Origin of the sequence: Neobacillus niacini NBRC 15566 (assembly GCF_001591505.1) — a bacterium.
Classification (GTDB): Bacteria; Bacillota; Bacilli; order Bacillales; family Cytobacillaceae; genus Neobacillus; species Neobacillus niacini.
On sequence record NZ_BCVA01000026.1, the window covers coordinates 35,003 to 56,656 of the forward strand.

At 40.2% G+C, this 21,654-nt stretch carries 21 protein-coding genes and 1 riboswitch; of the genes, 17 read left to right on the forward strand and 4 right to left on the reverse strand.

The features are described from left to right. The first annotated feature begins 197 nt into the window (after positions 1 to 197). The 8 genes from BANA01_RS17815 to BANA01_RS17850 all read left to right on the forward strand — a co-directional run bounded on the left by BANA01_RS17815 (position 198) and on the right by BANA01_RS17850 (position 11,160). Complete coding sequence (locus BANA01_RS17815; RefSeq protein WP_063254195.1) at positions 198 to 1,988, forward strand: sensor histidine kinase; 1,791 nt, start codon at positions 198 to 200, stop codon at positions 1,986 to 1,988. Beyond that, the gene (locus BANA01_RS17820) at positions 1,969 to 3,540 is read left to right on the forward strand and encodes a response regulator transcription factor (protein WP_063254196.1); all 1,572 of its coding nucleotides are present in this window, start codon (positions 1,969 to 1,971) and stop codon (positions 3,538 to 3,540) included. The genes BANA01_RS17815 and BANA01_RS17820 overlap by 20 nt, the downstream gene beginning before the upstream one ends. A gap of 27 nt (positions 3,541 to 3,567) precedes the next feature. Beyond that, positions 3,568 to 4,881, forward strand: coding sequence for an ABC transporter substrate-binding protein (locus tag BANA01_RS17825; protein WP_063254197.1), 1,314 nt, complete (start codon positions 3,568 to 3,570; stop codon positions 4,879 to 4,881). 224 nt (positions 4,882 to 5,105) lie between these two features. Then, positions 5,106 to 6,041, forward strand: a complete 936-nt coding sequence (locus BANA01_RS17830; RefSeq protein WP_157411825.1) for an ABC transporter permease — start codon at positions 5,106 to 5,108, stop codon at positions 6,039 to 6,041. A gap of 15 nt (positions 6,042 to 6,056) precedes the next feature. Next, positions 6,057 to 6,944, forward strand: a complete 888-nt coding sequence (locus BANA01_RS17835; protein WP_063254199.1) for a carbohydrate ABC transporter permease — start codon at positions 6,057 to 6,059, stop codon at positions 6,942 to 6,944. A gap of 19 nt (positions 6,945 to 6,963) precedes the next feature. Continuing rightward, complete coding sequence (locus BANA01_RS17840; protein WP_063254200.1) at positions 6,964 to 8,583, forward strand: ABC transporter substrate-binding protein; 1,620 nt, start codon at positions 6,964 to 6,966, stop codon at positions 8,581 to 8,583. A gap of 87 nt (positions 8,584 to 8,670) precedes the next feature. Beyond that, positions 8,671 to 10,140 (forward strand): glycoside hydrolase family 32 protein, encoded by a 1,470-nt coding sequence (locus BANA01_RS17845; RefSeq protein ID WP_063254201.1) that lies wholly within the window; start codon positions 8,671 to 8,673, stop codon positions 10,138 to 10,140. Between the two features lie 72 nt (positions 10,141 to 10,212). Further along, positions 10,213 to 11,160, forward strand: coding sequence for a carbohydrate kinase family protein (locus BANA01_RS17850; protein WP_063254202.1), 948 nt, complete (start codon positions 10,213 to 10,215; stop codon positions 11,158 to 11,160). A 91-nt stretch (positions 11,161 to 11,251) separates the two neighbouring features. Here BANA01_RS17850 and BANA01_RS30415 read toward each other — a convergent pair whose 3' ends face one another. The 4 genes from BANA01_RS30415 to motA all read right to left on the reverse strand — a co-directional run bounded on the left by BANA01_RS30415 (position 11,252) and on the right by motA (position 13,873). Continuing rightward, positions 11,252 to 11,374, reverse strand: a complete 123-nt coding sequence (locus BANA01_RS30415) for a DUF3789 domain-containing protein (RefSeq protein WP_235847173.1) — start codon at positions 11,372 to 11,374, stop codon at positions 11,252 to 11,254. A 41-nt stretch (positions 11,375 to 11,415) separates the two neighbouring features. Next, a riboswitch (cyclic di-GMP riboswitch) is annotated at positions 11,416 to 11,499 on the reverse strand. An 89-nt stretch (positions 11,500 to 11,588) separates the two neighbouring features. After that, positions 11,589 to 12,305 carry a C39 family peptidase gene (locus tag BANA01_RS17855; protein ID WP_063254203.1) on the reverse strand — a complete coding sequence of 239 codons (717 nt, stop codon included), beginning with the start codon at positions 12,303 to 12,305 and terminating at the stop codon, positions 11,589 to 11,591. Positions 12,306 to 12,335: 30 nt separating this feature from the next. Continuing rightward, complete coding sequence (locus tag BANA01_RS17860) at positions 12,336 to 13,073, reverse strand: flagellar motor protein MotB (RefSeq protein WP_063254204.1); 738 nt, start codon at positions 13,071 to 13,073, stop codon at positions 12,336 to 12,338. Then, positions 13,070 to 13,873, reverse strand: coding sequence for a flagellar motor stator protein MotA (motA, locus tag BANA01_RS17865; protein ID WP_063254205.1), 804 nt, complete (start codon positions 13,871 to 13,873; stop codon positions 13,070 to 13,072). Before motA ends, BANA01_RS17860 begins: the two co-directional genes overlap by 4 nt. Positions 13,874 to 13,996: 123 nt before the next feature. Between motA and BANA01_RS17870 the strand changes: the two genes are divergently transcribed. The 9 genes from BANA01_RS17870 (at position 13,997) to BANA01_RS17910 (ending at position 21,585) form a co-directional block, all read left to right on the forward strand. Continuing rightward, positions 13,997 to 14,434 (forward strand): YaaR family protein, encoded by a 438-nt coding sequence (locus BANA01_RS17870; RefSeq protein ID WP_063254206.1) that lies wholly within the window; start codon positions 13,997 to 13,999, stop codon positions 14,432 to 14,434. A gap of 14 nt (positions 14,435 to 14,448) precedes the next feature. Then, a complete protein-coding gene (locus BANA01_RS17875; protein ID WP_063254207.1) occupies positions 14,449 to 15,291 on the forward strand; it encodes a flagellar hook-basal body protein in 843 nt (280 codons plus the stop codon). A 5-nt stretch (positions 15,292 to 15,296) separates the two neighbouring features. After that, positions 15,297 to 16,070: a flagellar hook-basal body protein gene (locus tag BANA01_RS17880; protein WP_063254208.1), complete on the forward strand. Its 774-nt coding sequence runs from the start codon at positions 15,297 to 15,299 to the stop codon at positions 16,068 to 16,070. Positions 16,071 to 16,486: 416 nt separating this feature from the next. Further along, positions 16,487 to 16,756, forward strand: a complete 270-nt coding sequence (flgM, locus tag BANA01_RS17885; RefSeq protein WP_063254209.1) for a flagellar biosynthesis anti-sigma factor FlgM — start codon at positions 16,487 to 16,489, stop codon at positions 16,754 to 16,756. Then, positions 16,749 to 17,219, forward strand: a complete 471-nt coding sequence (locus BANA01_RS17890; protein ID WP_063254210.1) for a flagellar protein FlgN — start codon at positions 16,749 to 16,751, stop codon at positions 17,217 to 17,219. Before flgM ends, BANA01_RS17890 begins: the two co-directional genes overlap by 8 nt. Before the next feature lie 12 nt (positions 17,220 to 17,231). Then, positions 17,232 to 18,695 (forward strand): flagellar hook-associated protein FlgK, encoded by a 1,464-nt coding sequence (flgK, locus tag BANA01_RS17895; RefSeq protein WP_063254211.1) that lies wholly within the window; start codon positions 17,232 to 17,234, stop codon positions 18,693 to 18,695. A 34-nt stretch (positions 18,696 to 18,729) separates the two neighbouring features. After that, on the forward strand, positions 18,730 to 19,608 hold the full coding sequence (gene flgL / locus BANA01_RS17900) for a flagellar hook-associated protein FlgL (RefSeq protein ID WP_063254212.1): 879 nt from the start codon (positions 18,730 to 18,732) through the stop codon (positions 19,606 to 19,608). A 63-nt stretch (positions 19,609 to 19,671) separates the two neighbouring features. Then, positions 19,672 to 20,154: a PilZ domain-containing protein gene (locus BANA01_RS17905; RefSeq protein WP_063254213.1), complete on the forward strand. Its 483-nt coding sequence runs from the start codon at positions 19,672 to 19,674 to the stop codon at positions 20,152 to 20,154. Positions 20,155 to 20,319: 165 nt separating this feature from the next. Continuing rightward, positions 20,320 to 21,585: a flagellin N-terminal helical domain-containing protein gene (locus tag BANA01_RS17910; protein ID WP_063254214.1), complete on the forward strand. Its 1,266-nt coding sequence runs from the start codon at positions 20,320 to 20,322 to the stop codon at positions 21,583 to 21,585. Positions 21,586 to 21,654: the final 69 nt, after the last annotated feature.

A 21,654-nucleotide genomic window follows, 5' to 3' on the forward strand; every position in this document is an offset into this window, starting at 1 on the left:
AACCTCCATTAAGGGAAATTTTTACTGCGATTCACCACTTCCTATTTTGACACATCTGCTGGTCAGTATCAAAAATTACAAATGATTGCTATTTTTCACGTACTAGAGTCTAGCATTATTTAAGTGCTATAATGGATTATTCCTATTATTTCATTATTGAAAGGGTTTACTTGACTTCGTTTGGAAGGGAGGAAATCATGCTTTTTTCATTACGAAACCGATTTCTGTTTATTTTTACATGTTTGCTGACGATTCCATTTGTCATTCTATCAATCATTATTCCTAGCTTTTTTACAACTGAAATCCGCGAGCAGACACAAGAATTGACCATTGAAATGATGGATCAGTTTTCACTATATGTTGATTCCATCACTACCCAGGCAGAAGATTTGGGCAAACAAGTCCTAGTTGATCAAACCACACAAGAATGGCTGAGGTTAAATAGACAGGGTGCAGAGAAGGATGAAATTGATTCATCGTTGAATCAGCTCAGACAGGATCTATCCTCCATTATGATTAATAATTCTAATGCCATGTCCATTTCCGTGCTGCTTGATGATGGAACAGGGTCTTGGGGAAATCATTCAACCCTTCATGAAACGGAATGGTATCAAGATTATACCCAAAATAACCAGGACTATGTAAAATCACATTTTGATCCATTTCAACAAAGTCACGAAATGCAACAAAAGAAGATCAATAGCTATATTCTCCCCCTTATTGATACCAATACGATGATATCCTCAGGGGTCATAAAGGTGAATTTCCCTTCGGTTTTACTTGAAACCGCACTAAATAAAATAAATAACGGACAAAATGAGCATACCTATTTGTTAAATGAAAACGGGGAAAACGTTTTGTCAGGAAAGATTAAGACACCCAGTTCAATTCTGCAGCAAAGTTTGAAGCAAATTACTGCTAGCAATGACCAGGAAGGACTCATTGAGGCTGCTTATCAGAATGAAAGATATTTGGTTTTCTTTCAAAAGATGTCAGTTGGTGATTGGATCTTAGTTAGTGAAGTGACGGAGTCCGAATTATTTGCAAGGGTCAATCATTTGCAGCAGAGCCTTTTGCTAACAAGTGCCATCCTTTTTATCATAACGATTATCGCTTCGTATTTTATGTCTAACACGATTACAAGCCCTTTAGGAAAACTCGCAAAAGCGATGAGATTCATCGAACGGGGAGATTTTTCAGGGGCCAAGCGGTTGCTGCCAGACAGCAAATATCAAAATAATGAAGTTGATTACCTTATTGATGTTACCAATCATACGATTTACAGATTACAGACCTTAATTGAAACAGAATATGAAGCTAATTTACGCCGGAAGGATGCGGAATATAAAGCCTTATTACTACAGATTAATCCTCACTTTTTAAATAATACGCTTGAAATTATAGGCAGTTTAGCACTTCAAGAGAAAAATAAAGAGGTCATGAATGTTAGCGTATATTTAGGGAAGATGTTGAGATATTCCTTAAATACAAAAAGCAATATTGTTTCTTTACGTGAAGAATTAAACTATATCAAAAGTTACACGAACATCTTAAAGTTGAGATATGAGGATATGATTGACATTCATATGGATGTAGACCCTGATACAGAAATGCTTCCTGTCATTAAGTTTATTTTGCAGCCACTCGTGGAGAATGCGGTGAAATATAGTTTCAGCGAAAAGACGTTTGCAGATATTTTTATTAAAGCTGAAAAGGTTGGAAGCCAGATCAACATATCCGTAGAAGACAAAGGCATAGGGATGTCAGAAGAGATGATTTCAACCTTACAGGAAACGGATGAAACGATGGTGGCGTTGGAAAGTAAAGGCAACAGCATTGGTCTAAGAAACGTACTTGGACGATTGAAGCTTACGTATGGAAATGACTTTTCCTATCGCATTGAATCTAAAAAAAATGAAGGCACTAAGATTACACTACTGATTGATATAAAAAGGGGGGATAGACAGGATGAAGGTGTTAATCGTTGACGATGAAATTCAAATCCGAAAAGGTTTACGCTTAAAAGTGGACTGGGATGAAGAGGGATTTCAACTTGTAGAAGAGGCTTCCAATGGGGAAGAAGCTCTTGGAATACTCCAAACCAAAGCTATTGATGTAGTAATTACGGATATGAGAATGCCTATTATGGATGGGGTAGAGTTGGCAAAACGCTGTCACCAAGAGTTCTCTCATGTAAAAGTCATCGTTTTATCAGGTTATTCCGATTTTGATTATGTGCGGAATTCACTGCAACAAGGCGTTAAAGACTACCTACTGAAACCTGTGGCCCCTGATGAATTAGTAGAAGCATTGAGAAAGATACGGAAAGAAGTAACGGATGAGAAAAGAAAACAAGCTGAAATCGCGCAAATGAGCCGCCTTGTTCATTCTCATTTACAAGAATTGCAGGAACAATTTATTCTTCATTTAGCAAAAGAAGAAGTATTGCAGCTTCCGATTGTGACGGAAAGGCTGCAGCAGCTTCAGTTAGAAGAACTGGCAAATGAAAATGGAAAAGTACAGTTTATAACTGTGGAAATTAGAGAAAGCCATGGTTCCAATCGCCTCGAGGAACTAAGGCTGCCATTCCAGCTGTTGTGTAAGGAAATCGCCCAACAGCAGAAAACAGCTTATGTGTTTACAGACCCAAGTTATCCTAATATGGTTCAATTTTTAACGTTAATCGAGTCCAATTCTCCTTCAACTGACCAGTTTGTTCAGCACATTCAGGTTAACATTAACAAGTTATTAAAATTAGAAACTGTCATTGGTATTGGTGCGATTGTGAATGGTTTGTCAGAATATCGGAGCGGCTATATATCCAGTTTACTTGCATGGAGCCAAAGTCAACTTGGTTCGAAGTCACAGGTTATGGATCAATCGGCCGCAAGCGAAGAGTTTTTTGATTTCTCTCCGGATTTCGAGAAACGGATAACGAATTCAATCGAGAATCTCGATTTTACTGCCTTTAAAGATAATTTACAGATGGTTCTGGAAGGTCGTTCTGTTATGTCGTTTTCGTTTGCGGCCAACCAGGTGTTATTTATGTTAGGTTCATTAGCCAAAAAGTATGATGTCGAGACGAAGGACATACAAAATACGATTTGGAATTGCCAACAAAACATTTGGAAGCTTTATTCTCAACATAAAGTGAAAGACGACTTGATTCAATTAGCGTCATTAATCATTGAAAAAGTTCGTCTTGCTCGTTTTTCCAATAAGAGGTTAATTGATAGTATCCGCCACTATTTGGACCAGCACTATGCAAGTGAAATATCGCTTACCACCTTGTCTAGTTTGTTTCACATTAACAGTGCCCATTTATCGGAAACCTTCAAACATCATGTCGGACAGAACTTCAGTGATTATCTCGTTACTCTGAGAATGGACAAGGCCAAACAATTACTCAAAGATAAACAGTTGAAAATCATTGATGTCAGCAACTTAGTTGGTTTTTCAAATTCAGGCTATTTTAGTACGGTCTTTAAAAAGCACTTTGGACAAACTCCTGTTGAATTTCGTAACTCAATAGAGGGTTAGGTCGATTTGAAGGGAGGGGCAGGTACGGTGAAGAAATGGATAGCGGTGATCCTTCTTATTAGTTTTGCAGGTTTTGCTTTGTACTATTTTGTCCCACTTTCAAGTGAAAGTCCAGATAAAGAGAAACCAGCCCAGCAAATTGAGCTGACCTTTTTACGGAACTTAGGCAACCAAGCGTTTAATCAAGCCTATGAAGAGGTAATCGCAGCTTTTGAAGCACAGCACCCCGATATTAAAATTAATATGCAATCGATGCACTGGGGAAATGAGTACGAATTAAGGCTGCGTACGGAACTGGCTGCAGGTAACCATCCCGATATTATGGCCATTGATAGTCCAAACCTCGCTCTTTATGCAAATTCTGGTTCGCTTTTATCGATAGATTCTTATATGAAAGAGGAAGGGAATATTGGAGATATCCCTGAAGGAGTGTTAAAGGGTTTAACCTATAAGGATGAGATTTATCTTGCGCCCATTGTTGAATCCAGTATTGCCTTATTTTACAATATGAATCTTTTCAGGGAGGCAGGAATTCCCTTTCCATCAGGAGATCCGAACCATCCGATGACATGGGATGAAGTACTGGAGATTGCAAAAAAATTAAACAATCCAGCAACAGGTGTCATAGGGATTGACCCTGCTCAAGGCTTCAATGTTGGAGAAGGACCTGCTTATTTTAAAATGCCGTTTCTATGGCAGTTCGGTGCAGAGGTCATTAGTCCTGATGGAACAACCGCAGAGGGGTTTATCAATTCGAAAGAAGCATTAGAAGCCTTGCAATTTTATCAAGATTTATATCGTAAGCATGGGGTTGCGGCAGTTGAAATGCCTCCGACTCCTTTTGAAACAGATAAGCTTGGGATGACGGTATTAGGTTCTTGGGCTTTATCCGAATTGGCACAAACTCCAGGTTTTATTTTAGGAGAAGATTTCGGGATTGCTCCGCTTCCGAAGGGTGATTACCAGGTTGTGCCGAATGGCGGCTGGGCACTTGGGATTTCATCGAAAACCAAGTATCCGGAGGAAGCTTGGGAATTTGTAAAATTCGTCACAGGGTATGAGGGTTCGAAAATCTTCGTCGACATCTCAGGTGATTTACCTGCGAGATACTCAGTAGCAAAAAACTTTCCTGAACTCAATGAATATCCAAAAAATATCTTTATCCAACAAGACCAAAATTACTCGAAAAGCCGGCCGGTAACCCCAGCCTATCCTGTTATCAGCCAAGCTGTTAAGGAGTTGTTTGAGGAAGTAGGTAAGAATGGAAAAGATGTTGAAATTGCAGCCAATGAAGCAGCGGAAAAGATTAATAATGGTTTAAGAGATATTAAAAAGCCCTAAAATCCTCTAGTTCACTAACTAGAGGATTTTTCTATGTTTATATGAATGGATGTTGATTGAAAGCGATATCAAACTCCCAAAAATTTTAAACTGTGATAACCAAAAATATTAAACTCTTATTTCCAACCATTTTGTTATATTTAACCCAAGTTGAAAGTGCTTTCAACGGATTATCTGGATAGGAGGGTAAGAGAGTGGAAGAACTAGTAAAAGCAGAGCAAGCCATGCCGGTTCATACAAGTAAACCGACCAAATTAAGCAGGAACCTACAATATATCAAAAAGAATTACATTCTTTATTTGCTTATTGCGCCTGCGGTGATTCTTACAATTATTTTTAAGTACATCCCCATATACGGGGCAACGATAGCCTTTAAGGATTTTAGTCCGATCCGGGGGATTACCGGAAGTGAGTGGGTAGGATTTAAACATTTTACAAGTTTCCTATCGTCACCAAATTTCATGGAAATCTTAATGAACACAATTAAATTAAGTTCTTTTGAACTGTTAATCGGTTTTCCGATTCCGATTATCTTGGCCTTGATGTTAAACCAGCTGAGAAAATCAAGTGTGAAAAAGAATATTCAATTAGCCCTTTATGCACCGCATTTCATATCCGTGGTTGTTGTTTCGGGAATGGTCTTTCTTTTTCTATCACCTGTGGGACCTATTAATGCAATGTTATCAACCTTTTTAGATAAGCCGATATCATTCATGTCGGATCCGGATTATTTTAGAACCATTTATATTTGGTCAGGAGTTTGGCAGGGAGCAGGATGGGCCTCTATTGTTTATGTAGCTGCACTTGCGAACGTTGACCCGCAGCTTCATGAAGCAGCAACACTGGATGGGGCGTCACTCCTGCAACGAATCTGGCATATTGACCTTCCAACGCTTAAGCCTGTGATGGCGGTATTGTTCATCTTGGCTGCTGGCGGAATCATGGGAATTGGCTTTGAAAAAGCGTACCTGCTGCAAACACCAATGAATTCACCGTCATCAGAAATTATCGCCACCTATGTTTATAAACGGGGTCTTCTGGCGGGGGATTACTCGTTTGCTACGGCCGTTGGATTATTTAATGCCGTTGTGAATGTCATTTTACTTGGAGTTGTCAACCAAGTGGTTAAAAAACTAAACGAAGGCGAAGGTCTCGTCTAGGGAAGGAGGAAAAGTATGAATAACCAAATCAAACATCCAAAGGGCGACCGAATTCTGCTTCTAACCAATAATATTTTACTAACGATTATTGTCCTTGTCATAGTTGGACCTCTAATGTATGTATTCCTGTCGTCGTTCTTAGAACCGAATGCCATCATACGAAAAGGGCTTTCGCTACATGCTTCTGATTGGTCATTAGAAGGCTATAAGCGACTCTTTACGGATGACACCATTGTGAGAGGATTTTTCAACTCACTTCTATATTCAACTGCCTTTACGATTGTGACTGTTGTGGTTTGTCTCTTTGCAGGATATACGTTATCTGTCGAAGGCTTGGTTGGTAAAAAAGTATTTATGATTTTCTTCTTATTTACGATGTTTTTTGGAGGCGGCTTGATTCCAACTTATTTTGTTATTCGTGATTTAGGAATGCTGAATACGATTTGGGCGATTATCCTGCCAGGTGCAGTGAATGTCTGGTTTATTATTCTCGCTAGAACTTACTTTAAAGCGGTACCAAATGAGTTGAAGGAAGCGGCGCGAATCGATGGTGCATCCGATTTGAAAATTTTCTTTCGTATCATTTTACCTTTGTCGAAACCAATTATCTTTGTTCTAGCTTTATATGCCTTCATTGGACAATGGAACGCCTACTTCGACGCCATGATTTACCTTGATAGTCGAGAATTACATCCCTTGCAATTAGTATTACGTTCGATTCTCATTCAAAATGAGGTTCAGCCTGGAATGGTAGCGGATGTAGAGGCTCGGAATGAGCTAATGAGAATTTCAGAAATGATTCGCTATTCCTCCATTGTGATTGCAAGTTTACCGTTATTGATTATGTATCCATTCTTCCAAAAGTATTTTGAAAAGGGAGTAATGGTTGGTTCATTAAAATAAAAAAAAGTGAGGGTTTATGATGAAAAAAAGAATGTTTACAACGGCTTCTGCTCTACTGCTTTCAGGTTCGTTACTTCTAACCGGCTGTACAAGTAAAAGCGGCGGCAGCGAAAGTTTCTCAGCTAAGGATTATGGATTAAAAGATGTATCCTTCCCATTGAAAGAGGAAAAAACATTAAAAATTATGACATCCAGTTCACCATTGGCACCTAAGGATCCAAATGAAAAGTTAATTTTTCAACGCTTAGAAGAGCAAACGGGTGTAAAAATTGATTGGAGAAACTATACCACGGATATCTTTAATGAAAAAAGAAATTTAGCGATTGCGAGTGGAGAACTTCCTGATGCCATCTTAAATGCAGGTTTTAGTGATTATGAATTACTGAAGCACGCGAAGGATGGAGTCATTGTACCGGTTGAAGATTTAATTCAGTATATGCCGAACTTACAAGCAGTCCTTGAAAAAGCACCACAGTACAAAGCAATGATGACGGCTCCTGATGGACATATCTATGCTTTTCCTTGGATTGAGGAGCTAGGTGAAGGAAAAGAAAGTATTCACTCTGTGGACGCGTTCCCTTGGATTAATATGGAATGGTTAAATAAACTGGGATTAGAAGTTCCAAAAACAACTGAAGAGTTAAAACAAGTATTACTTGCGTTTAAAACCCAGGATCCAAATGGTAATGGCGAAGCGGACGAGATTCCAATGTCCTTCATCATTAATGATGGCGGACAAGATCCACACTCCTTATTTGGGGCATTCGGTCTAGGAGACAACTGGGATTTCACGGTTGTTACCAATGATGGAGAAGTAAAACTTACAGCGGCAGATGATAGCTATAAAAAGGCGATTAGCTGGTTCAACGATTTATACAATGAAGGATTAATCGATATCGAAGCATTTGAGCATGATTGGAACACGTATCTTGCAAAAGGCAGAGACAAAAAATATGGTTTGTACTTCACGTGGGATAAAGGAAATATCACTGGCATGGGCGATGATTACGATCTGTTAGCTCCGTTAAAAGGTCCAGAAGGACATCAAAATGTTGCGAGAACAAATGGAATGGGCTTTGACCGCTCACGTTTAGTGGTAACATCCGCAAATAAAAACCTTGAATTAACAGCGAAGTGGATTGACCAATTATATGATCCTTCTCAATCGGTTCAAAATAACTGGGGTACGTATGGGGATGAAAAGCAGCAAAACATCTTCGAAATGGATGAGGCAACAAAAATGTTAAAACACCTTCCGTTAGAAGGGACTGCACCAGTTGAATTAAGAGAAAAAACATCTATCGGCGGACCGTTAGCGATCTTAGATAGCTACTATGGTACTGTGACAACAAAACCAGATGATGCTGCTTGGAGACTGAACTTAATGAAAGAAGTGATGGTTCCTTACATGGAAGCAGACAATATTTATCCACGTGTCTTCTTCTCCATTGAGGACCTAGATCGACTTTCTGTGATTGAAACGGATATGTTTGCTTATATTAAGCGAAAGCGTGCGGAGTGGATTGCAAATGGCGGTGTTGAAAAAGAATGGAAGGATTATCTAGCAGAATTAGACCGACTAGGACTGCAAGAATGGCTGGATATTAAACAAAAAGGTTACGATCGAAGCCAGGAATAAATCAGAGTAACTAGTATAAGGCTGTACATTGCTTTGGTATATGTACAGCCTTATATACTAATTTAGTAGAAATGAAGGAGCGAAAAAATGATGCAAACCTATAAAGAGCAGTATCGTCCACAATTTCACTTTTCACCCGAAGAAAAGTGGATGAATGACCCGAATGGAATGGTCTTTTTTAATGATGAGTATCACTTGTTCTATCAATACCATCCATTTGGCACTACATGGGGGCCGATGCACTGGGGACATGCCGTAAGTAAGGATATGATTCATTGGGAGCACCTGCCGATTGCCTTATATCCGGATTCATTGGGAGCCATTTTTTCAGGAAGTGCGGTTGTCGATTGGAACAATACCACCGGGTTTTTTGAAAAAGACAATCCAGGATTGGTTGCCATTTATACAAGTGCTGGCACCTATCCGGATTCTGACCGGCCGCTTCAGCAACAAAGTTTGGCTTATAGTAAGGATAATGGAAGAACGTGGGTAAAATATGAAGGCAATCCCGTACTTTCAGACATTAACATAACCGATTACCGTGATCCGAAAGTGTTTTGGCATGAAGAAACCCAAAAATGGGTGATGGTGCTGGCAACGGGTCAAACGATTACGATTTACACTTCCCTTAACTTAAAAGAATGGGAGTTTGCCAGTGAATTTGGCCATACCGCGGGTTCACATGATGGTGTTTGGGAATGTCCTGATTTATTCAAACTACCTGTCGATGGTGGACAAGAAAAGTGGGTAATGATTGTCAGTATCGGAGATAACGGACAATCAGCAGAAGGTTCCAGAACACAATACTTTATCGGACAGTTCGATGGAACAACCTTCGTGAATGACCATGATGATTCGACGGTTCTATGGTTAGATTACGGCCGGGATAATTATGCAGGTGTGAGCTGGTCTGATATCCAAGATGGAAGACGTATTTATCTTGGCTGGATGAGCAACTGGCGCTATGCCAATCAAGTGCCAACGGAAGGCTGGCGCAGCGCAATGACATTACCAAGAGAATTATCATTAGCTTCTACAGAAAATGGAGTCCGTTTGTTCCAAAAACCGGTTGCTGAAGTTCATACGATAAGAAAAGAAACGGAATCTTATCCAGACACTGCGATTGAATCTGGCGGTAATGTATCGGTTCCCGTAAAGAATTCTTTACTGGAATTAACGATTGAATTTGAAAAAGTAACTTCAAGCCAGTTTGGAATTATCATACAGCACTCTGATGAAGAGAAAACCGTAATTGGCTACAATGCAGTCGAAGAGAAGTTATTTGTTGATCGAACTCTTTCTGGGGATAAAAGCTTTTCGACATCTTTTCCAGCTGTACAGGAAGCAGCATTAAAGTTAGCGAATCAGAGATTGAAACTTCAGTTGTTTTTAGATACTTCCTCCATTGAGGTGTTTGCCAACGATGGTGAGCTTGCGGTTACTAGCTTACTGTTCCCTCATAAGGCAGGCAAAGAGCTCATTTTATTTTCAAATGAAGGAACAACTAACGCTGCTAATTTAAAATTAACGGAACTTGATTCCATTTGGAGCAGGTAGGTTTAACCGTATGAGAGCTCTAATCGGTAGTCATAGATTAGAGCTTTATTTGTTAAAGGGAAGGTGTGTAAAATGAGTTCTTCAATAGTATGTATAGGTGAATTACTAATCGATTTTTTCTGTACCGATGTGGACATTAATTTAATAGAAGGGCAAAACTTTCAAAAGCAAGCAGGGGGTGCTCCTGCAAATGTTTGTGCCACAATTGCAAAATTAGGCGGGACTGCACTATTCTCTGGAAAAGTTGGAAATGATCCGTTTGGACATTTTTTAAAAAAGACACTGGATGACGTTAAGGTAGATACATCAATGGTCGTATTTGATGATTCCCACCCGACAACATTGGCTTTTGTATCGTTACAGGCCAACGGTGAAAGAGATTTTGTGTTTAACCGAGGAGCTGATGCCTTTTTAGTGGAGGAAGAACTTAATTTTGAAAAGCTAAATGAGGCTGCTATTCATCATTTTGGCTCAGCAACGGCTTTATTAAATGACCCTTTTCAATCGACCTATTTTCAGGTAATGAATCATTCAAAGAAACAAGGAAAGTTTATTTCATTTGATCCTAATTACCGAAAAGATCTTTGGAAAGATAGTGTTCCAACTTTTATTGAATTAGCCAAAAAGGGGGCAGCTTTAGCTGATTTTGTAAAGGTGAGTGATGAGGAATTAAAACTTATAACGGGGAGCAGTGATTTGGCTGAAGGCACAGTATTCCTTCATGAATTAGGTGCAGCAGTAGTCGCTGTAACATTAGGCAGTGAAGGGACCTATCTATCTAATGGGCACAGTAAAGAAATTGTCCCTAGCATAAACGTAACTTCTATTGATTCTACAGGTGCGGGTGATGCATTTGTTGGTGCAACATTATACCAATTCGCAAACGAAAATCAAACAATAGAAGATTTTGAGGCACTTAAAAAAATTATTTCGTTTAGTAATAAAGTGGGTGCATTTGTCTGTACCAAGGTTGGTGCCATTTCTGCAATACCAACGATTGAAGATATCTTGCGACCTTAATGGGATTAAATAGTGCAACTGAATATCTAAGCATAACAAAAAGACGATTCTTTCCCCTCGAATCGTCTTTTTTCTAATTATTCCGGCTACTTTAGCTTTCCTTTGATATAGAAAGCTCTATTCGTTGGTCGCCTCTTTTGGATGCTGTCATTAGGCTCATGATGACCAGCATAGTGGTAGACCCTATTGTTACACCTGCAATAAAAGTTAACATTGTTTTTCCCCCATCTTTACATAATCGTAGAAGGATTCATATTCGGTAACTGGCTAGCCTTGTATATCACTTTAGCCCCTCTAGTTTTGCGTCATCACCTTTCGGTCATTTTGCCATTTCGTACGATATATGTTATTTATTTTTGGTGAATTCATCTTAATACTACCATGTATCGGCAATTTCTTACAAAAAGTTTAATCTTTTACCAAAAATTTTATTTAGGTGCAATCACGATAGCTTGTGAACCCATCTGTTCCCAAGCTGCAATAAACTTTTCTCGATTAACCTGTTTGTTTTTTGTTCCATAGGGATCGTTAAGATAGATATGGTTTTGGTCGTAGCCGGTAATGACGACGCTGTGCATGTTAAACGAAACCCTAACCGACCCTTGTGGGGTGGACCATGTTTGGAAACTTTGTATGGGTGCAAAGTCGGTTGTCGTAATCACCCAAACAGGCAGACCCTGGCTAACCTTTTCCAGAATGGAGGAAAAAGGATAGTTTGATAGATTTTGAACCATTAAATCGTTAGGGATATGAGTATTCGCCAAATAGAAAATCGGTCCATGGTAGACTCCTAACCCAGGCCCATCTTCCATATTGCCGGCAAAACCCATATTGGGATTTCCATTTTTACCATCTCCATATTGAAGAGGAACCCGTGGGATTTGTTCGGCTAGTTGATTTTTTGTCACATTAATTCCCCAATATTGCAGCAGCATTGCCAGACTGGTAACCTCGCAGCCATTAAATAACCGGGGTTCATCCATTTGATTAAGTAACGGTACATCCAATTGGATTTCCTCAGCCAACACCACTTTTGTGAAGGGAGTTGCCTTTGCTTCCTCTTCGTTACTTCCTGAGCCCACGTCTGCCACTATAGAAAAACATAAAACTATTAAACTGAAACCGTATATAACAACCCTTTTCACAGCTGTTTCACCTCTAGTCGCAGGAAATTTTTAACGGCCTCGTAAAATCACAACCGTTACACGGCGATTCGACTGCCGGTTTTCATCCGAATCGTTTGGAAATAGAGGCTGATATTCTCCAAAACCTGAAAATTGCATGCGATTGGCTTGAACGTTTTGTGACTCAAAGTAGTGGAGAACACTGGCCGCTCGAGCTGCAGACAGTTCCCAATTCGTTTTATAGATTGTATTATGTGCTGGAACATTATCCGTATGCCCCTCAATACTAATCGGATTGGGAACCGTATTAATCAAGCCAACGAGCCCGTTTAAAGTTTGATAGGAGCGTTCCTTTAAATCTGCCCTTCCCGAATCAAATAACACCACATCTTTTAAGGATACTTCAATTCCCTTTTCTGTTTCTTCGAGGGAGACCATATCCTCTAGGCTATTGTTTTGGATGTAGCTTTCAAGCTGCTGTCGCAACACATCCAGTTCTTTGTCATTTGTTTCACTTTTTACTTCTTCTTCTGGCAATCCTATTTCGGGTTGGGGAGAAGAAGGGTTCGGTGATAGACCTGCTTGTTGACTCTCAATTTTTGTCCCGGTTAATTCAGATTGAAAGGATTCCATGATCGATTGATATTTTTCCTTGTCAACGGTACTGGCTGCGTATAAGACAATAAATAGCGCCAGTAATAACGTTAATAAATCGGCATATGGTATCAGCCAGGATTCATCTACATGGTCTTCGTGGTCAGAGTTAAAGGCTCTTTTCCGTTTTCTCATGCTGATTTCTCCTCAATATAGTCATCTTGTTCAAGTTCTTTTTCAACTTTATTGCGTTCAGACGGAGGGATATGAACCGTTAGCTTTTTCTCCAAGGCACTTGGTAAAACCCCCTGATAGATAGAGAGCAGCCCTTCAATGATAATCAGCTTTAATTCTTGTTCTTGTTTGGATAGTCGCTTTAATTTGTTTGCTAATGGATGCCATAGTACATAACCGGAAAAAATCCCAAGTAAGGTAGCAATGAACGCAGCTGAAATCGAGTGACCGATTTTTTCGATTTCGGATAATGAGCCAAGTGCAGCAATCAGACCGACTACGGCCCCAAGTACACCAAGAGTCGGAGCATACGTGCCTGCCTGTGTAAAAATAAGCGCACCTGTTTTATGACGCTGTTCGATCGCTTCAACTTCATCAAATAAAACTTCTTCAATGAACTCCGCATCATAGCCATCAATGATCATTTCGAGCCCCTTTTTAAAAAAAGGATCGTCTGTTGTTTCAGCAATTTCCTCTAAAGCTAGAAAACCCTCTTTTTTAGCCATCTCCGCACATTCTATTAACCTAGCAACCTGTTCTGCTTTTGAAGGGAGCTTCGGTTCAAGCAGAGCAATTTTTAATAGTTTCGGAAATTTTTTAATTTCTCGAAACGGAAATGCGATAAGCACCGCAGCAGCTGTTCCGCCAAAAATAATCAGGTATGCCGCTGGATTGTTCAACGATGCCAGTGGTGCTCCCTTTAAAATCATTCCTATTCCAATTGCGAGGAGTGCCAATAAAATTCCAAAAATACTAGACATAAAATTCTCCTTTAGTTTATCTTTAATTTAGTTTAAATAAATTACATTCAACGTGAACCGGAAAAATTCGACAGCTTTCTTTTTTGAAAAAATGATGGTAACCATCATGAAAGGAGTATCCGCTTGAAGATCCAACAAAGCCAGGCAATCAGTCAGGATCGCTTTATTCCAGTGCGGGAGAAAGGGAAAGGATCCCCTTCTTTTCAACAAGTTTTTCAAGAAACACAATCTCATTTAACACAAGATCGTTTGCAAACCCTTCTCAAAGTTTTGGATCAAAACGGCAGTCGGTTAAGTACTTCTCAATCCGTAAAAGATCTATTAGCCTATAAACAAAGCATTCAAGACTTTTTAAAAGAAGTCGTACAAAATGGTTACTCCATAGAGGAGTATCGGTCATTTCACTCCAATGGTAGAGATAAAAGACTAAAAATAATTAAACAAATTGACCAACAATTAATCAAACTTTCAGAGCAGGTGATGGAAAAACAAACTGGTTCCGTTGACCTTTTGAAGACAATCGGTGAAATTAAAGGATTATTAGTAAACTTATACATGTAGAGAGGAGCACAATTATGCTTCGAGGAATTGATACCGCTGCATCCGGGATGATTGCATTGCAAAGAAGACAAAATGCACTAACCAATAATTTGGCTAATGTCGAAACCCCAGGTTTTAAACAGGATTCCAGTCCGCTGCGCTCTTTTCCGGAAATGTTATTGCAGCGTATCCGTCAATCAGAAACCACGGGAGAATCGCCAAAAATCGGCACCTTGTCCATGGGGGTGTATAACCAAGAAACCTTACCCCTTTTTTCGCAGGGAAGCCTGGTGGACAGCAACATGCCTTTTGATGTCGCGATTAACGACCAAGCACTAGCACCCATCTTAGAAAACGGAGAATACATCAAACCAGCTGCCTTTTTTGCCGTACAAACATCTGATGGCAGCTTCCAATTTACGCGAAACGGAAGGTTTTCAGTTAATGAAAATGGGCAGCTGACGACCGCAGCAGGAGATTTAGTTTTAGGAAAAAATGGTCTGCCCCTATCTGATCAGGAATTGACCTCTGGAAATGTGTCAATCCAAAACAATGGCGATATCATTGTTAACCCTGATGACCCAGCACGTGCACGAACCGTTGGCTCACTTGGAATCATGGTGGTTAATAACCCAAACCAATTAGTTAAAAAAGATAATGGTCTTTATGAGCTAGAGGGGGTAGCACCTGCTATGCTTTCACAGACTCTCCCTGCTGGTTTGCAGCTGCATCATAAAATGATCGAGCAATCAAACGTGGATACATCCAAAACCATTACCGAAATGATGACGAATATTCGGTTGTTTGAGGCGAATCAAAAAGTACTTCAAGCCTACGATAAAACGCTAGAACAATTAAACACGATTGGAAGGGTATAAAAGCTATGAATACATCTTTATTTATTGCTTCGTCTGGTGTTCGCGCCTACCAAGGGAAGTTAGATACTATCGCCAATAATATTTCCAATGTGGAATCCGTAGGTTTCAAGCGCAGAGAAGCCGCTTTTTCTGAGAATTTAACAGTCTCCATTCAAAACCAAATCGAACAGCAAAGGGAGATTGGCCGATTATCTCCTCCCGGTATTCGAACCACTTTTGGATCTCGAATCGCTGGAACTCCATTAGATCTGACCCAAGGTGCACCTAAGCAAACGGATCAGCCATTTGATTTCATGGTTGAAGGGAACGGTTATTTTCAAGTACAACGAACAACAGGAACTACAACGGAAATTTTGTACACAAGAGGCGGAGCCTTTCATCAAACTCCAGTAGGTGGCGGCCGCTTTCAGCTGGTAAACGCCCACGGAGATGTGCTTCTTGATCAAAATCGAAATCCAATTGAATGGAGCCTGGGCGATGAATTTGTAGTGGCTAGCGACGGAACGATTGGCGGGACAAACCAGCGTATCGGTTTGGTTGATTTTAGCAATTCACAGCTGTTAAAGGATGATGGCGGAGTTTACAGGTTAACGGGTGGTACGGTTACAGCTGTCAATACGAATGTTCAAATCAAACAAGGGTTTTTAGAATCGTCCAATGTGGACTTAAATCAGGAAATGACCGATATGATTAAAGCTCAAAGAGGTTATCAAGCCAATGCCCGAGCGCTTAGCTATGCGGATCAAATGATGGGAATCGCGAATGGGATTATGAGGTAATAAGGAAATTTAGCGGCGGCGGTTTATGCTGCCGTTTCTTTTTTAGGGCTGTGTTAAAGGCTATTGTGGATTTCTTAATTTTAAGAATCCAAATAAACGGAAAATTTTCGCTTAATTAGCATTACTAATTAAAAATAGCTTTAATAGACGGAGAGATTCCGCCTATTGAGCAGAATTACGTGAAAAAGGGAGATTTTGCTTTCAATAACCGGAAAACCTCCCCTTATTTACCTCAAAACAGGCTCCATTCTGCATTTAACCGGAAAGTCTCCGCTTATTTACTTCGCTGGTTACTAGAGCGCAAATCAACGCCATTATTTAACACAGCCTTTAAAAAAATTTAGAAATACTCTAAACAGTAAACCATAAACTGCCGATACAAAAAGTAAGGGATAGAGTTAAAAGGAGCGGACTTTATGAAAATCAATCCAATTAATCGACTTGATGCTGCATATCAGGCATACCAAAAAAACAATCAGCCAAAAAAAGAAGAAGTAACCAACAAACTTCAATCAGACAAAGTAGAATTATCAAACGAAGCCAAGCTTCAGATACAAAAAGAAAAAGATGCTAAAATTGAGCAATTGAAAAGCCAAATTGCCAATGGCACCTATAAAGTAGACAGCGAAAAGTTAGCGGATAAATTACTCTCAGCTTGGAAGACAGGTGCAAAAGTCGATGAATAGCCTCACAGAAGTTTTGCAGATGTTAACCGACCTGCATATCACATTGTTAGAAACTGCAAAGAAAAAGCAGGAAATCTTAATTTCTGCAGAAATCAATCCGCTGCTTGGTATTATGGCGGATGAATCGAAGCTGATCAAAAAAATCAAAGAAGTAGATGAGATGAGAATGGATGTAATGGAGCATGACAAATCGTATCTTCCTCTCTCGAAACTTATTGAACATCAGCCTGACGGAGTGACAAAAGCGGAGTGGGCTTCGAAACTGACATTACTTCAGCGTTTATTTGAAGAAATTGATAAGGTAAACAAACATAATCAGCAATTGATTCAACAGTCATTAACCTACACACAGTTCATGATCGAGCAAATGCTGCCGCAATCAAAGGATTCGGGTCTTTATAGTTCAGAAGCGGAAGCGCAGGATTCAAGAGAATATGCTCGTTTGTTTGATTTAAAAGCATAGGGGAGAAAAAAGATGTACTCAACCTTTCATGGGTTAGAAATCGGGAAAAGAGCGATTTTATCCCAACAAACTGGACTAAGTGTAACAGGGCATAACATCGCCAACGCAAACACGAAGGGATACACGCGGCAAGAAGCTGTACTGCAGGCGGGTCATCCACTAGCCTCACCGAATCCAAATAACGGGACCATTCCCATGCAGATGGGTACCGGTGTGGAGGTATCGGAGTTTCGAAGGATTCGGGAATCTTATTTAGACCGCCAATTTCAGAATGAGCAGAAAGAGGCCGGATATTGGGAAGCAAAGGCAAGTGCGCTTTCTAACATCGAAAATGTCTTTAACGAACTAGGAGATTCTGGTCTAACCAGTTCGCTGAATCGTTTTTGGCAAGGACTGCAGGAGCTTTCCAAGCAGCCGGAAAATCTATCGGCCCGCGTGGTCGTGGTTGCAAACGGAAAGGAATTGGCAGGTCAACTCAATGAAATCTATACAGGCATTGAACAAAACCAAACTTTCCTGGCCGATCAACTTACAGGTAAGACCAATGAAATCAATACCATCGCCAATGAGGTGGCAGGTTTGAATTTAAAGATTGCTCAAAACATTGGCAGCGGCAATCAGCCTAATGATTTGATGGACCGACGAGATGTGCTGCTGGATCAACTGTCAAAGCTAGTCGATATCCAAGTAACGCCTGCTCAAAATGGCAGAGTGGATGTTTCAATTGGCGGTGAAAAGCTGGTAGAGGGGAACAATGCCAACACATTTACATTGGACCTGGAAACTGGCGGGGCCAACATCGCTGGTAAGGTTATTACAATAGCAGGCGGGGAAATCAAGGGATTGCTCGAAACCCATGGGTACACGGTAAACGGAACAAGCTTTGGAACCATCCCTGATTTACGAGTAAAAATTGACCTATTGGCGAAGACCATCGCAGACAGCATAAACGCCATTCATGCAGGAGATGAGGCGAGGAATTTAGATGATATCCAAGCAAGAAGTACAGATCCGAATGCACCTTTAGAAAAACTTCTGTTTTTTGTTGATAAAGATGATCCGACCCAACCGCCAAAAAATGCGGGAAGTATGATGATTAACCCGTTGCTGGTAGAATTTCCATCGAAGGTAGCAGCGGCTTCATCGGATACGATTGGGGATGGCTCGAATGCGAAAGCGATGAGTAATGCTCTTTTTCAAAAAATGAATATTGGCGGAACAGAAGCAACTATCGGTGATTTTTACAAAGGGATTATCGGTCAACTAGGGACTGATGTTCAAACTGCCCAGCAGTCAGCTGAAAATGCCAACGACATGGTTCAGCAGGTAGAAAATCGCCGACAATCGGTATCTGGTGTATCGATTGATGAAGAATTGACGAACATGGTTCGCTATCAGCAGGCTTACAATGCGGCGGCCCGCTATGTGTCAGCAGTGAACGACCTGTTAAATACATTGATTAACGGAATGAAGTAACCATAATGATTCACGGCATGAAAGGGGGAGAACGATGCGCGTTACGCAGCAGATGATTAGCCAACAATTTATCCAAAGTCTCCATCGCAGTAACAAATCAATGGAGACACTTCATGGGCAGATTTCTTCTGGAAAGAAGTACGAAAGGATCTCGGACCAGCCTGGTGAAGTTTTGAAGGGATTATCTTATCGTTCCTCATTGTCGCAAATTGAACAATATCAAAAAAATGTTGAAGATGGTATCAGTTGGAGTTCAGCGATGGACGGCGAGCTTGGGAATGTTACGAATGTCCTGCACCGCGTTCGTGAACTCACACTTCAAGCGAGTAATGACACGAATAATCCGAGTGATAGGAAAAATATCGCTGTGGAAGTACGCTCGCTCATTGATCAAGTGGGAAAAATTGCGAATACAGCATATGGAAGCGGCTATCTTTTTTCAGGGACAGACTTGAATACGCAGCCCTATCAAAATGGTGCTTTGCAGCCGAGCAATCCAATCGTGAAAGAGTGGAATGTTGGTCAAGGACTTAGTGTAAAAGGGAATGTCCATGCAGCATCTGTGTTTGGATTTTCTGTAGACGGTAAAAACTTGTTCGAAACCATTGATGCGGTGGCACAAACATTAGAGAATGGGGAAAATCCAGAGGCGCTTTTGAATTCAATTGATCAACAATTGGATCATGTGATTACTGAGCGAACCGTGGTTGGCATCAATCAAAATATGCTCGAGCTTGCGTCCAATAAATTGGAGCAATCCGAGCTATTACATAAAAAAATGCTGTCAACAGTCATAGATACGGATATCACAAAAGCATTCACGGAGTTGTCTGCTCAAGAAACACTGCTGCAAGCATCACTATCTGCAGGTGGAAAAATCCTTCAGCAGAGCCTAGCCGACTTTTTAAGATAAAAATAACATCATGGTTTCCCCATCTTAGAATTAAGGTGGGGATGTTTCGAATGAGGGGATTGTATGGAGGAAATAGCAGCAGTTGCGTTAATTATCCTAGTTTCATCTATTATATATTTAGCCAATAGTAATAGGAAAAAGAGGCAAAGGACTGTGCAAAAAGAGGTGAAGCCGCCTAACAGACGAGATAATTTTCGATTTCGAATTAACATCAAAAATACGCTTATGGAAGTCATAAAGATTGGGAATTTGGATGTTAATGAATATATCTACTGTGAGGTTGTGGATGTTAGTGCAGGCGGGGTGGGAATTCTAAGTGAATACGACTTTCCACTAAGGGAAAAGGTTTACGTAAAAATTAATTTTTACTTAGATAATGAAGAATTCATGTTAAACGGAAGAATCGTACGCAAAACCGAAAACATCAAAAAACGTGCTGTATTGTACGGTATCCAGTTTGTTGATCTTTCAACGTATGATGAAAATCGCTTGTTGAAAATAATCTTCGCCATGGAAAACCAACGTAGGAAAATTGCTATTAAATAGATTTCGATATTAAGCCAGGCAACCGCCTGGCTTTCTTCTTTTATAAAATCAGACAAGAAGAATTTTATAAAAGATTTTCGTTTCCCCCTCTACAGCTGCAAAAATCCTGTCGATACATAAAAGCAGAGAGGGAAAATATTCCTCAAAAATAGGAGGGTACATAAAATGAGAATTAACACAAACGTAGCAGCACTTAACACACATCGTCAGTTAACAGCTGGTTCAAATGCAGCAGCGAAAAACATGGAAAGATTGTCTTCAGGACTTCGTATTAACCGTGCAAGTGATGATGCAGCAGGTCTAGCAATCTCAGAAAAAATGCGTGGACAAATCCGCGGTTTAGAAGTTGCTCAAAAGAACGCACAGAACGGTGTTTCTTTACTTCAAACAGCTGAAGGTGCATTGAACGAAACACATTCTATTTTACAACGTATGCGTGAATTAGCGGTTCAATCTGCCAACGATACCAACACATCATCGGACCGTGTAAAACTTCAAGCTGAGATCGACACATTAGCTGAAGAAGTAGGCCGTATCGGTTCAACTGCAGAATTTAATGGTAAGAAATTATTAAATGGTTCTTTCGACGGGACATTCCAAATTGGTGCAAACCAAGATCAAAACATGAGCATTCAAATTGGTGACGCACAGTCATTTAGCTTAGGTGTTGCGGGAAGTGTAGGAATCGAACAATCTAGCACGGTTACTGCTGGTCCTACGACAGGAGATACTTTAAAGGCTGGAACATACAGTGTTTCTCAAAATGGTGCAAACTATGAAGTGAAAGACGAGAATGGAAAAGTGGTAGCGGCAAGTACAGATGGTTTAACCTTTACTACCAAAGCGTTTGATGGTACTGCTGGAGATGATACCTTTACATTTAGCCAAGCGGTTAAATCTGGTACGTTAAGCTACGATGGAACAGATGTAAAAGCAACTGCCCAATTCACTAATAACGGCCTTGAAGCTGGTTCTTATAAATTCGATGCAACAGATAATGTTCTTTTAGATACACATGGTGAAGTAGTAGCACGTACAACTGACGGTATTGCATTCAAGGGAGCTGACGGTTCGACAGTATTTTCGGCAACTGTAGCATTAACGGATGGAGACGAACTTAAAGTTGGTGGTGCAGACGTTTCAACACAAGCTGCAGCTAATACCTCCATTACTGCGATTAACACAGCAATTGAAACAGTTGCGGCTGAACGTTCTAAAATGGGTGCGGTTCAAAACCGACTTGAATTCACTAATAACAGCTTAAGCACAACAGCTGAAAACTTAACATCTGCTGAGTCTCGTATTCGTGATGTTGATATGGCGAAAGAAATGATGACATTTACAAAAAATAATATTCTTTCTCAAGCAGCTCAAGCAATGCTTGCTCAAGCGAATCAACAGCCACAAGCAGTACTTCAACTACTTCGTTAATTTCTAAAAAAGAGATTTAAGGAAACTTAAATCTCTTTTTTAAGATTATTTTAAAAAAGGAGGGGAGCT